General features: G+C 48.5%; 11 protein-coding genes. 2 read left to right on the top strand and 9 right to left on the bottom strand.

Annotated features, from left to right (window positions below; translation table 11 throughout):
- Nucleotides 1–54: 54 nt before the first annotated feature.
- The 3 genes from mtgA to L1N97_RS13730 all read right to left on the bottom strand — a co-directional run bounded on the left by mtgA (nucleotide 55) and on the right by L1N97_RS13730 (nucleotide 4115).
- Nucleotides 55–744 carry a monofunctional biosynthetic peptidoglycan transglycosylase gene (gene mtgA, locus L1N97_RS13720; RefSeq protein WP_236130177.1) on the bottom strand — a complete coding sequence of 230 codons (690 nt, stop codon included), beginning with the start codon at nucleotides 742–744 and terminating at the stop codon, nucleotides 55–57.
- 171 nt (nucleotides 745–915) lie between these two features.
- Entirely contained in the window at nucleotides 916–3144 is a 2229-nt protein-coding gene (locus L1N97_RS13725; protein WP_236130178.1) for an exonuclease domain-containing protein, read from the bottom strand.
- The gene (locus L1N97_RS13730) at nucleotides 3144–4115 is read right to left on the bottom strand and encodes a calcium/sodium antiporter (RefSeq protein ID WP_229588091.1); all 972 of its coding nucleotides are present in this window, start codon (nucleotides 4113–4115) and stop codon (nucleotides 3144–3146) included. Before L1N97_RS13730 ends, L1N97_RS13725 begins: the two co-directional genes overlap by 1 nt.
- Before the next feature lie 135 nt (nucleotides 4116–4250).
- Between L1N97_RS13730 and L1N97_RS13735 the strand changes: the two genes are divergently transcribed.
- Nucleotides 4251–4433 carry a hypothetical protein gene (locus tag L1N97_RS13735; RefSeq protein WP_229588089.1) on the top strand — a complete coding sequence of 61 codons (183 nt, stop codon included), beginning with the start codon at nucleotides 4251–4253 and terminating at the stop codon, nucleotides 4431–4433.
- Here the strand turns inward: L1N97_RS13735 and L1N97_RS13740 are convergent.
- From L1N97_RS13740 to L1N97_RS13750, 3 genes are all read right to left on the bottom strand, one after another.
- Complete coding sequence (locus L1N97_RS13740) at nucleotides 4414–7560, bottom strand: efflux RND transporter permease subunit (RefSeq protein ID WP_236130179.1); 3147 nt, start codon at nucleotides 7558–7560, stop codon at nucleotides 4414–4416. The two genes, L1N97_RS13735 and L1N97_RS13740, sit on opposite strands and share 20 nt — an antisense overlap.
- Nucleotides 7560–8615: an efflux RND transporter periplasmic adaptor subunit gene (locus L1N97_RS13745; protein WP_236130180.1), complete on the bottom strand. Its 1056-nt coding sequence runs from the start codon at nucleotides 8613–8615 to the stop codon at nucleotides 7560–7562. The genes L1N97_RS13740 and L1N97_RS13745 overlap by 1 nt, the downstream gene beginning before the upstream one ends.
- 96 nt (nucleotides 8616–8711) lie before the next feature.
- Nucleotides 8712–9533, bottom strand: a complete 822-nt coding sequence (locus tag L1N97_RS13750; RefSeq protein ID WP_229588083.1) for a zinc-dependent peptidase — start codon at nucleotides 9531–9533, stop codon at nucleotides 8712–8714.
- A 115-nt stretch (nucleotides 9534–9648) separates the two neighbouring features.
- Here L1N97_RS13750 and L1N97_RS13755 point away from each other — a divergent pair, with 115 nt between their 5' ends.
- Nucleotides 9649–10119 (top strand): tellurite resistance TerB family protein, encoded by a 471-nt coding sequence (locus tag L1N97_RS13755; protein WP_236130181.1) that lies wholly within the window; start codon nucleotides 9649–9651, stop codon nucleotides 10117–10119.
- Here L1N97_RS13755 and L1N97_RS13760 read toward each other — a convergent pair whose 3' ends face one another.
- The 3 genes from L1N97_RS13760 to L1N97_RS13770 all read right to left on the bottom strand — a co-directional run bounded on the left by L1N97_RS13760 (nucleotide 10120) and on the right by L1N97_RS13770 (nucleotide 12673).
- Complete coding sequence (locus L1N97_RS13760) at nucleotides 10120–10440, bottom strand: hypothetical protein (RefSeq protein WP_229588079.1); 321 nt, start codon at nucleotides 10438–10440, stop codon at nucleotides 10120–10122.
- A 125-nt stretch (nucleotides 10441–10565) separates the two neighbouring features.
- A complete protein-coding gene (locus L1N97_RS13765) occupies nucleotides 10566–11747 on the bottom strand; it encodes an ABC transporter permease (RefSeq protein WP_236130182.1) in 1182 nt (393 codons plus the stop codon).
- Complete coding sequence (locus tag L1N97_RS13770) at nucleotides 11744–12673, bottom strand: ABC transporter ATP-binding protein (protein ID WP_229588075.1); 930 nt, start codon at nucleotides 12671–12673, stop codon at nucleotides 11744–11746. Before L1N97_RS13770 ends, L1N97_RS13765 begins: the two co-directional genes overlap by 4 nt.
- Between the last annotated feature and the right edge of the window lie 66 nt (nucleotides 12674–12739).

Genomic DNA, 12739 nt, shown 5'->3' on the forward strand with positions numbered 1-12739 from the left:
TAACGTTTGCTGGTTTTTTTGCAGTTGCGTCGCGGTTATTGCTACCACCAGTGATTAATGCAATATCGGGTTTAAGTAATCACTGCCTAATTGCCGCATTTGTCGCTCGACCCAAGCGACGCGTTGACGCAAATAAGGCGTTAATTGACGTGGATCGCGCGAGCGTGGACTGGGTAACAACACGGCAAGCCTTGCGGCCTCATTAACGGTGAGATAGCGCGCCGATTTAGCAAAATAATGTTGGCTGGCCGCTTCAACACCGTATATACCTTGCCCAAATTCAGCAAGATTGAGGTAGACCTCTAAAATCCGTTTTTTACCCCAAATGACCTCAAGACTCAGCGCTAAACCCGCCTCTAAACCTTTACGTAAAAAACTTTGCCCTGGCCATAACAATAGATTTTTTGCCGTTTGCTGGCTTAGGGTACTCGCCCCCCGCAGACCACCGCCATTATCAAATTGCTGCAATGCTTGACTGATCGCCGCAAAATCTACCCCCCAATGCTGAGGAAACCGCTGATCTTCAGAGGCAACCATCGCTAACGGCACATGCGCCGGTAGCTCAGCAATGTCTATCCAATGTTGCGTCACGGGATAAGGGCTTTGCAGCATAAAAGCGGAGGTAGGTGGCGGGATAAACCGCAGCACAGACAGCAAAATCATTAAAATCAGGCAAAAGCAGAGCAAAAAACGCCAAATGACTAACCCTGTCCAGCCAAGCCAACTGCGTTGATGTTGTGTCATTCTAACCCTCTTCATTAAAGCCATGACTCTTAGATGTTGCCCTTAACACTATAGACGATGACAGCAGCACACCCTATTAAGCCAGCACCCCTTTATTGCCAACGGCAATGACGGCATAGCTCAATTACCTATGCCCTCTATTAAGGCAATATATGCCGCATTAAAAAGAGGTTAGGTAGTGGCGTGCTCTGGCTTACCGCGTTTGTGATTTATCAGTAAGAGTAATTGCGCAGCGGCTTTAGCATCATCTAAGGCGCGGTGATGATTCAACAGTTGAATGTCTAACGCTTGGCATAATTTGCCTAAGCTGTAAGAAGCATGCCCGGGGTAAAACCGGCGCATATTTACCACGGTACACAGCTGCGGCATATCCAAGGGTATGGCTAACCGAGCAAACTCGGCCTTAATAAAGCCGTAATCAAATTTCACGTTATGCGCCACGAACACCGCGCCGTTGAGAAAGGCCGCCAGGCTATCGGCTATTTCGGCAAAGGTGGGGGCGCCCACAACCATATTATTTGTAATGCCGGTTAGTCGGCTGATAAAAGACGGAATGCGCCGCTGAGGATCAAGTAAGGTGCTAAAGCTGTCAATGATCTCGCCAGATTGTACTTTAACCGCACCAATTTCAATGACCCGATCACTCCCCGCTTTACCGCCAGTGGTTTCGACATCAAGTACCACATACAGACGATCAGGATCGATGATCCAATGCAGCTTTTCTAAACGGGCGTTAAACCCTACTTGCTGCAAAGCTAACAAACGCGCGAGTTGATGGCGCTGGATCTTGTCACCCGGGGCTTTGACTTCAACAAAAGCCAGCTCATTCCCTTTAATCAGTAGCAAGTCAGGATAGCCACTACTGCAGCGCTGAAAATCTTGCGCCATATGACGTAACAAAGTGGTTAACGCCTTGGCAGGAGCTTGCTTAACTAAGGGTAACAGTTGCTCTGCCAAGTCTTGCGGCCAAAAACAGATACTATTGCGTTTGCCAAAATGCGCGGCCAAAGCACTGAGTAAATACTGCGTTGCCGTAGGCTCGGCTAACAACTGCAGTTTCTGTTCAATACTGTCGGCAAATTGCGAGTAAAACAGCCCAGCACTGAGATTGCGTGGCCGCCGTTCAAACGGGTTATGCAAGGCACTTGCCGGATGCTCAAATAGCTCATGCCAAAACCATAGGGCAAATAGCGCCAGCCATAGGTTATTTTCGGCATGAAACGCCTGATAACCTTGGCGTTGATAATGCGCGATCACACCTTGCTCGGCTTTGCCTAAGTACAACTCATCCACACCAATACTGGGAGCTTGTTGCAGTAATTCTGTCAGTCGGGAGCGCTTAGCACTGACCGTGCCTGGCGCAGGAAAGTGCCGAGTGAAAAAATCATCGGCAAACAGCCATTCTTCATCACAGGCTGGATCATTTAACAGTTGCTGCAAATAGCTTTGGCATTGCTCGCGCTGGCCTTGCTGCCAATATAAACGCGCCAGTCGCTCTGATGCGGGAAAATCAGCACTTTGCTGATAAAACGCGATAGCAAAATCCATTTGCCGCTGCTGCTCGGCAATCCGGCCTAGCTGATAACACCGCTCACTGCGCTTAGTGCTGAGCTGCGGATCATCGGTTTGCGGCCAGTGTTCAACCATAGTGAGCATCGGCTGTAATTCGGCGCGGATGGTTGCCACATCTGTAAGCGGTTTCAGTTTTTTGGCTAATGCTTGGATCGGTGCTTTAGCGCTAGCAATGCTAAAAGCCAGTTGCGCTTGAGCTAACTCGGTAAAGCGAGGTTGGAAGACTTGTTTAAATTGCCCGGTTTGCCGAATACCCAGATCGCGCAGCGTAAACAGCGATAAGTTGCTTTCTATGCGGCCAAAATACAGGAAATAGATATAACTCAGTGCGGCTTGTCGCTGTAACACCACATAGCGCTGTGGTAACTGGCGGATCAGTGCCAACCAATCCACTGGCAAACTCAACGCGATACGCAGCAATTGCGGTTTGGTGGCACTTTTTTTAAGCTCCAACGGCGCGGCCAGTTGCTGCTGCGCCCGCTCAAGTAATTGCCATAAGGTGTGTTTAGTCAGACGTAACCAAAAATCGGCCAAATCCGTAGTCTGGAGTTCTGCGACAAAACCCTGTTGCTGCAACAGCATTAACCAAGGTGTTGGCTCACCAATTTCATCGTAGCTTAGTTCGCTATCACAAAACACTGCGCCTTTGCGATTCAGCATGCGCACCAACAACAGCTGCGCAGAGGGCGCTAAGGCAGCAAAGTCACTAATAAAAGCCTGACTGTCTGCCGTTAGCACTGCTTGATAATGCGCTGCCACAAACTGCAGCAGCTCATTAAAATGCTGTAAATAATAACCGCTATCTAACTCAGGTTTGCTATATGCCATCAGCCCAACACGGTACTTAATAGATAACCGGTATAACCACAGAACACAGCCAGCAGCAACGCGCCTTCAAACCGATTAATACGCCCCTGTTTTTTGTAACCAAACCCGAGCACTAATAACGCCGCAGTCAGCACCGCCATCAAGGTCCAATCGCGTGTTAACACTACCGCATCAACACTCATCGGTTGGATCATCGCTGCGATACCCACTACCGCTAAGGTATTAAACAGGTTTGAACCGATCACATTACCCAAGGCAATATCGTGCTCACCTTTTTTGATGGCAATCAATGAAGACGCCAACTCTGGTAACGAGGTTCCCACCGCCACCACCGTTAAGCCAATGACTAAATCGCTGACACCCAATGATTGTGCAATAAACACCGCACCGTACACCAACATCCGCGAAGCCAAAATCAATAACAGTAAGCCTACCAGCAACCAGATTATCGATTGTTTTAAGCTCATACTCTCGGCGTTGGCCAGTTCGGTATTCATTTCGACTGCCATCGGATCGCCAGGGTTACGCATGCCTTGCCATACCGACCAAATCATTAACAGTAAAAACACGCCTAACAAACACCAAGCATCAAACCGTGTTAACTGATGATCGAATAATTGCCAACCGGCAAACAAGGTTACGCCTAATAAAATGGGCAGCTCTTTTCGCAGCACTTGCGAATTAACCGCAATAGGGCTAATTAACGCGACTAAGCCTAAAATTAACGCAATATTGGTGATATTCGAGCCGTAAGCATTCCCTAAAGCCAAAGCAGGATTACCATCACTGGCTGCCATCGCCGACACCACCATTTCGGGTGCTGAAGTACCAAACCCCACCACTAACATACCAATCAGCAACGGTGGCATACCTGCATATTTAGCTGTTGCCGCCGCGCCATCGACAAATTTGTCTGCACTCCACACCAGCAAGGCTAAGCCTGCTAACAACGCTAATACCGCCAGCAACATAATCAATAATCTCCTTAATAGATTATGGGCAGTTTATCATGCGTATGGTAAGGTCAATAGAGGGGTACTCTGTACCTATGCAAAAATAAATAGCTGCCATCAACATGGCGTTAACCGAGAAGGACACATTGCCACATGGTATTAATTGGGATCCTGGCCGTATTATTTTTGGCCTTAATGATTTTAGTGCCCGTTATGGAAAAGTTTGCTAAAAAAGGCGAAACAGCAGAGCAGGACTATCGTAAATACAGTCGCTGGATCCTGCCGTTGGTCGCCTTAGTGTTAATTGCGCAATTGCTCAAGATGTTATTCGCGTAAAACGCGGTATGGCATTAAATACCGAGATTAATAATGCCGGTAAGAAAATTAAACTGACGACCGTAGACAGCAGCAAACCACCTAATACTATGACCCCCACGCCACGATACAACTCTGTGCCTTCACCAGGGAGGAATACTAAAGGCGCCAAACCAAACACTGTTGTTGCGGTGGACATTAAAATAGGCCTTAACCGTGTAGCCACCGCGGCCAACACTGCGGCTTGTACCTTACCTGGCTGTGCTGCAAAGTTACGCCGGCTTTGATCAACAATCAAAATGGGGTTGTTCACCACGGTGCCGAGCAAAATTAAAAACCCTAACATGGTGATCATATCAAAGGGTTGATAAAAACCGCTTAGTCCCATCGCAGTAAACACACTCCCCGTTGCGTTAATGGTGACCAAACCGACCAGTGCCGCCGCCAGCCCTAAGGGCACAGTCGTTAGAATTAAAAGCGGATAGCCCCAATGCCGGAAAATGGCAACCAGTAATAAATAGATTAAGACAATCGCAATCATAAAGTTACCACTTAGCGCCGCCTTAGTGGCATCAAGCTGATCCGAGGCACCGGTGATATCGAGGCTAACGCCCTGGGCAATGGCGCCTTGTTGTTGTAATTGTGGCACAAGCTGTTGCTGTACTTGCTCAACAGCAGTTTCTAACGCGACGTCGCGAGGCGGGATAATATACAACGTGACAGTACGTAAACCATTTACCCGCCGTAAGTTATCACTGTCGGCCACTTCACGCAGTTCAGCTAAGGCACTCAGCGGTAATACTGCGCCAGCCGGTGTATACAAGGGCGCTTGCCCCAACGCGGCCAATTGTTGTTGATTACCCGCCGCACTGAATAAGAAAATATCCACTTTATCGTCGTTTAAGAAAAACTCGTCAACAAAGGCACCATCGCTTAACGCGGCAACATCAAAGCCAAAGTCAGCCGCACTGTAGCCTTGCTCTGCCAAGCGTTGCCAGTTGGGGCGAATTTCAATCAGCGGCTGATCTAAAGACAACGACGACGGATCAGAATTTAACTGTGGGTTGTCAAATAGCTGTTGTGCTGCCAAATAGGCGGCATCGGCGGTCGCATATAAACTCGCCAGATCAGGCCCCGAAATATCCAACGCCACCGCACGGGTACCGCCATCATTACTGCTAATTATGGAACCTCGTGAAGAAAAAGCCCGCATCCCAGGATACTGCCGAAATAACGCCGTTAAGCGATCCATCATCGCCTGTATATCCGTGGCTCGCACCGGCTCACTCATCAACCAAATTCGCCCTACTGACACATTCATTGAATAATATTTCAAAGGAGGCATGCCGGTTGTACCCTCGTCAAACGCTTGCGCGTCTGCCAGCACGTGCGGCTCTAGAAACGCCCTGACCTCTTCGGCAATCATCGCCATTTCAGTGAGGTTGTAACCGGGTGGCGCAATCATCAATGAAAATGCTTTCGGCTCTTCGCCCTCGGGCAGGTACTCGGCAGGGGGCATTAACCAAGCGGCTAAGCCCAAGGTAAAGACAAGTGTGCTCAGCATAACGGCTGCCCGCCGCTTACCGTTGGCAGTTAGCTGATTTATCACAGCCAATATTCGGCTTGGCGCAGCTGATCCGCCCGCTTGAGCCGCAGCTTGACCGCCAAATCCCATTCTGGCTAAGGCGGAAGGTACCACAAACACCGCCACTAACATCGAGGCAATTATCGCCGCGGCAATCGATATCGCAATATCGGAATACAACTGCCCAGCTTCTTCTTCAATAAACAAAATAGGCAAAAACACCAACACCGTGGTCATGGTTGAGGCTAATACCGCTGGCCAAACATCACGCACACCGGCTAAAGCTGCATCAAACTTAGTTAAGCCCCGTCGCCTGGCTTGCTCGATACTTTCGAGCACCACAATAGTGTTATCCACCGTCATACCGATGGCAAAGGCAACTCCCGCTAAAGAAATGACATTGATGGTGCGTTCAAATAATAACAAGCCAAGGAATGACGCAATGGTGCAAATTGGCAGGCCAATAATGCCGACAAGGGTGGCACGGCCAGAACGTAAAAACAGATACATAACCAGGGTTGCTAGAGCGGCCCCTAATGCTAAGTTGGTCCAGACATTAACGATAGAATCTTCAACATAACGTACGTCATCGCCAATCAGCATCAGTTGCAAACCTTGCTGCGCTAATAAATCTTGATTAAGCTGCGCCACAACCTCCAACATACCTTGTTTAATGGCGATCACATTGGTACCACTTTCGCGGCTGACGGACAAACCTATAGCTTGCTCACCGTCTGCATAAGAAAGTTGCCGCACTTCAAAATGATCTAAGACCAAGCTGGCAACATCACGCAGTCGCACTTGTTCAGCGCCGCGTTGTGCAAGGATAACGTCTTCTAATTCGCTTAAATTATCGAAACGGCCGATCACCCGCAATAAATAGCGTCGTTTACCGTTATCGATATCACCTGCAGAGCTATCGCGGTTACGCTCGCGAATGGCTTGGCGTACATCACTCATACTTAAACCGCGTTGTGCCAATTTAGCCGGATCGACCAGCACCTGAATTTGCCGCTCAGCACCGCCACTGACACCAATTTCGGATACGCCAAGCACGCGTTCCATACGGGGCCTAACCACGTCTTCAGCGAAATCCCGCAGCATGTCCATGTCTAATTGCAGCGGGTTGCCGGCAAGGGGCATTAAGCGGTAATACATAAAGGCATTTGCGGAAAAGGAGCTGCTTAATAAGCGCGGTTGGTCGACATTTTCAGGATAACTAGACACTTGGCTTAAAGCATTACTGACTCGGATCAAGGCTTCATTAACATCCACCCCGAACGGAAACTCTAACTCAATGTTAGCTGAGCCGGTACTCGCTCTGGATATCATCCGCTGCAAATTAGGCAAATTGCGTAAATAGCGCTCTTGCTCAATTAAAATTTCTTTTTCAATATCTTGCGGCGTGGCACCGGGCCAGCCCGTGACCACACTGATGGTTCTGACTTCCAGATCAGGGATCATCTGCACGGGTATTCGAAAAGCGGCAACAATACCCAACACACAAATAATTAAAACAGCAACCGTTAAAATGGTGCCATGGCGGATAGCGGCAGCTAACATTAGTTGCCTCCTGCCACACTAACTAAGCGAACCGCTTGGCCATCACGTAAATTTTCATTACCTCGCACCACCACCGCTTCACCTTCGGGTAAACCCGACACAATTTCTACACCGCCAGCGGTATTGCGCCCAAGGGTCACAAGTCGGCGATAGGCTTTACCTTCAGCAATAGAAAACACACTGAATTTTCCATCAGCATGGCGTAGCAACGCATCGGCAGGCACCACCAAGACTTGACGCTCACGTTGTTGAAAATGGAATACCGCGCGGGCTGACGTACCTGGCAATAAGCCACTAAGCTGGCTCTCGACGGTGAGCCTAGCCAGAAAACTCCGGGCATTACCGCTGGTCACGGGGACATCGGCCGTTAAGGTGGCGGACAAGGCGTTATTAGGATAAAGATCAGAGATAACATCAATATGTGAAAGATCCGCTAAGGCGGGGTAATATTCTTGTGGTAATTGCACGTCAAGATACAACGGCGTTAAGGCCACTAAGCGAAATACTGGGGCACCTAAATTGACATATTCACCCACATCAGTGTATCGCTCAACCACCACGCCGGCAAAAGGTGCGGTTAACTGGTGACGTGCCACTTGCTCTTGCTGCTGCGCCAGCGCCGCAGCTGCTTGACGTTTTAGGGCCTCTGCTTGACGCAATGCCGCTTTTCTTAACGCTAATTCCGTTTGTGGAAAAAGCTGTTGCGACGTCAGCGTTTCGGCTTCGGCAACCAAGCGTTGCTGTTCTTGTAAGTTAACTTCAGCTAACGCTAACCCCGCTTGAAACTGTGCTAAATTATGTTGTGCTAAGGCGGCATCTAAAGTCAGCAACACGTCACCCGCTGCCACACGGTTACCTGCATCAACATGAACTTGTGCCACTAAACCCGCCGTTTTACTTGATAAGTTCGCATCTTGACGTGCCGTTAAGGTGCCGGATACCGTCAGTTGCTCTGCCAAACTGTTGGCAACAGGCTGAATCGCTTGCACAGGCACTGCTTCTTGTGCCAGCAAGATACCGCTCCACAGTAATGTTATTGCCCATAAATGCCGCATTGTCTCTCCTTATCATCAGCAGGTTAGCCTGATCTGTTATGCGTAAAGTGAGCATAACGATCAATCAGCACACGGCGAAAGACGGCCTCTGCGCGATTAGTGCCAACTTAACGGGTCTAATCGATAAAAGTAGCTCAATTGTTGATACAATGCCGGATGCTGTTTCGCTAATTCGGCAGACTGTTCAAAAAACACTTCAGATAGCACCGCAAAAAACTCTGCCGGGTTGGTTGCCGCGTAAGGGTCAATCAGCACGGGTTGGCCCTGTTGTAGCTGCCATCGTAATTGATCAAAGGCTTGCTGCATCACCTGAGACCATTGCTGATAATCACTACTGCGCTGCAATAATGGGGCACCTTGTGCACTGCCATGTTCTTGATCTAATTGATGCGCAAACTCATGGATCACCACATTGTGGCCATCCTTTGGATTGGCGGCGCCAGCCAAAGTATCTTGCCAACTTAAAATCACCCGCCCTTGTTGCCATGATTCCCCACTGAGAATACGCCGTTGCTCACTGACTAAGCCCGCCGCATCTTGTTGCGCATTGGCCACAATAAAGGCGGCAGGATAAATCAAGATCGCTTTTAGCTGCGGAAAGTAATGATTGGGTCGGTTTAATAACAGCAAGCAGGCTTGCGCCGCTATGGTCACGCGCATTTCATCGGTAACGGTTAAGCCTGCACAACCTATAAAATCTTTCTCTGCAATAAACACCTGAATATGTTTTTTTAATTGCAGCTGCAGATCAGTAGGCAAGGCGCGATAATAGGGTAAACGCTTTTTTAAGATCTGCCGCCAAGGCTCGGGAAAAGGCCGAGCGCGAATTTTCTGCCGTTGCCAACGTTGGTAGTAAGGCTGGCCAAAGATAAAACCACTGATTAAGATGGTCAGTATTAATAAAATAAGTAAGGGCACTCAGGTGCTCCAGCAAGAGGCAGTCGAACTCTTTTAGTGGGGTGAGGTCTGACAAAATTCAAGCATTTAGCGCCAAGCAGTTAGGCGCTATGGCTGCAGTGATTTAGGAGTTGTCATGTTTAATCTTTTAAAAAACTTACTCGAGAAAGCCAGTAACGATTGGCAAGGTGCCGGCGCGGCTGAACAGCATTGGCAACAAGCGGGGCTTAACGAAGCAGAGTTTATGGCCGTGGTACTGATGCTACAGTTATCACACGCAGACTTTGACAGCGCTGAAGCAGAGCAGCAACTGGTGCAGCGCTATTTATCAGAGGAATATCAATTAACCCCAGAGCATACCAACAAGGTTTTTGCTCAGGCGCAGCAAATGGCGGCTGACTCAACCTGCTTACATGCTTACACCTCGAAACTAAAAAGTTTAACCGAGCCGCAGCGCATTGCCGTTTTAGACCAGTTATGGAAAGTGGCTTATGCCGATGGCAATATCGACCCACATGAAGATGCGATGTTACGTAAAGTGGCAGATTTACTGTTCATCCGCCACAGTGATTTTATTCAAAGTAAGCTGGCCAATAAACCCACTTAACTAACGTGGATCGGTGTCATCTTTGTGGATGACTTCGCCTTCAATCACTTGACCGCCAGAGCGGGTGTGGCTTTGCTGTTGCTGCTGATATTGACCGGCCTGCTCTCTAAATTTACGCATGCGTTGCCGATGCCGAAAAATCAAAATGGGGATCAATACCCAGCTGAGTACTAAGGCAAACAACAGTAAAAAGGCCCCGACCATCAGCATGACACCCAGTACCAACCAGGCGAGCACACGCTGTAAAAAGCTGCCTCGATGCTGCAGCTGAAACTGGCGTTGCCAAGCGGCTGCTTGCTGGCGAAAGGATGAATCAAACATAATAACCTCATTTAATTTGCTGCAGTAAGTGGAACCTTGCTCTGCAAAAAGCGCCACCGTGTTACCACGGCAGCTTATTATCTCTTATCTGGCTGAGCCTGACCTGAATAGTTCAATAAATGCGATTACTCGGTTTTATTGCTCAGTGCCCAGCGCATAATGTCGCCCCAACTCGGTTCTTTGCCATACATCTGCATACCGCGTAAAAAAATGCGCCCGGCTAAACGCCTCAACCAATACAGCGTACCCAGTAGCAATAATAACGATAGCAAGGGTTGCCACCAAGCAAGTTCTACCATGGCTAATCTTACCGGCATAGCCGCAAACGACGTCAATGGTAACCAACTGAGTAAGGTCATGCCAAAGCCAGTGGGGCTATCTATGACCAAGTAAGTAAATAACAGCGGTAACCATGTCACCATCATCACTACCCCTTTACCACTGGTGTTAGGATCGTCAATCGAAGCTGCAATAGCCGCCATAAAACAGGCGCATAACAACAGCCCCGCTAAAGCGAAAGGCACTAACCAAGCAATGACCGCCCAATTTAGCCAAGTGAAATCCACCGGCTTATCGGCGATAAACAACAGCGTGATCACCGTACTTAACACTATAACTAAACTGGTGGTAAACATGGCTTTCATAGCGCTTAAGCTGTGGCCCAGCACCTTGCCATCAATCCACTGCTGTGGCGTTACAATAGCGAATAACTGTTCGGTTACGCGTTGTTGTTTTTCACCGGTAATGCTCATCAGTAATTGGCCAAAGGCCGTCGATAAACCAATCAGCAATAAAAACAATAAACCTATCGCGATCATCTTTTCAGGCCGATCGCTGCCCTTATAATTGTCATCCAAATAACGCATTTCAAGGGTAACGGGCTCTTCTAATGTCGCTAACTGTGCCGCAGACAAGCCTTGTGACTGACCATAAACTTGCCGAAAGTACTTTTGTAACTCGCTATCCAGTGTTTGCTGCCATTTTTTACCCGATAGCGTATGCACCACAATAGCCTCAGCCTCTTCGCTGACCACCGCATGCCAGGTCTCAGTACTTTTTAACTGTGCCAATTGCTCTTCTAAGGTTATCGTGGGCCGCTGAAACTGAAATTGCTCAGTATTTTCCAAGGTAAAATGCGCAGGAACGGCAATCCGATATTGATGCCGACTTTCGTCCACAAAAAAGCTCCAAGCCACCACCGCGGCCATCACCAACACCATTAACAGGTAGGAGATCAGCTGTTGTTTCCATTTAAAGAAGCGTAAAAACTCCCATTTAGCGACAATTAAACTTTGCTTAGAGATCATGCTGCACTCCCTTGCTGATGTTCGGCCATGGCCGACACATATAATTGATGTAAATCGGCTGCTTGCATGGTCACGGCGCGCACAGTGAATGAACCCAAAACACGTTGCAAACAGTGTGTGAGATCCGTGCTGTTGGCTAAGGTGACACTAAAACTGTGACTCGACTGCCATTGCCAATGCTCATCAGCCAATACTGACGCTAAGCTGTCTTCACTGACTGTTTGTTCAGTTTCAATTAACACCACTTGCTTTGGCTGTGCTTGCAGGCGGATCTCGGCTAAGGTGCCCGCTAAGACTACTTTGCCCTTTGCCATCAGCAACATGCGGTCAGCCAGTTTTTCTACCATCGCCATTTGATGGGCACTGAGGATCACCGTCATACCTTGCTGGCGCAGCTCTTTTAAAAAGGCAACGACTTTTTCCTGATTGAGTGGGTCTAAGCCAGAAAATGGCTCATCCAAAATCACCACGGCCGGCCGATGGATCACGGCCGCGATCAGCTGCACTTTTTGTTGGTTACCTTTTGATAATTGCTTTAAGTCTTCATGTCGCCGTTCAGTTAACTCAAATATCTCTAACCAGTGCGACATTTGCTGCTGTGCGGTTGCTTTGCTTAAACCGTGTAATTGCGCCAAATACAATAAATTTTTCTCAACGCTTTTATCCGGATATAAACCACGGTCTTCGGGTAAGTAACCCAACTGACGCCGTGGTATATGGTTATAGCGCTGCTGTTGGTATTCGACCTGAATAGTGCCCGTATCGGGCAACGTCATACCCACTAACATACGAATAATAGATGACTTACCCGCACCATTTGGGCCCAGTAAGGCGAAAATCTCACCCGGTTCAATGGTAAAACTGACGCCACGCACGGCTTGCACCGTTGCATAAGCTTTTTCAATAGCCGATACCGCTATTCGCATGCTGCTTACTCCTCTATGAAAACTCGATAATAGCAAAGCCATTACGCTAATTCACAAGCAATTTGT

Source organism: Rheinheimera sp. UJ63 (genome assembly GCF_021568285.1).
In the GTDB taxonomy this organism is placed as follows: Bacteria; Pseudomonadota; Gammaproteobacteria; order Enterobacterales; family Alteromonadaceae; genus Alishewanella; species Alishewanella maricola.